The organism is Brevibacterium sp. SIMBA_078 (genome assembly GCF_046534565.1).
Lineage (GTDB): Bacteria > Actinomycetota > Actinomycetes > Actinomycetales > Brevibacteriaceae > Brevibacterium.
Genome location: NZ_JAWRYQ010000562.1, coordinates 1 through 238, shown reverse-complemented (window position 1 = coordinate 238; position 238 = coordinate 1). Strand labels below are relative to the sequence as shown.

The 238-nt window shown below is 62.6% G+C and carries 1 protein-coding gene; it reads right to left on the bottom strand.

The features are described 5' to 3' along the window. Positions 1–183 (bottom strand): hypothetical protein (locus SB749_RS20805; protein WP_410711990.1); only part of this gene is annotated, 183 nt, incomplete at its 3' end. Positions 184–238: the final 55 nt, after the last annotated feature.

Genomic DNA, 238 nt, shown 5'->3' with positions numbered 1-238 from the left:
CTGCATCTGGACTTCCTGGTTCTTGCTCTGCATCGTCCGCAGCAGATCCACCATGTCGCTCATGGAAAATGACTTGACGGAGCCCAGCGCCGGCGCGCCGTTGGCGTTGAAAACACCGTCCCCGCCACCTCCGCCCGTTTTCGACTCTTTGGCTATTAATTGGGCCAGTTCCTCGCCGGACACCTCCCCGGTTCCGGAATGGACCCTGGCCGTCTTCCCTCCCGCTGCGACCTCGGGC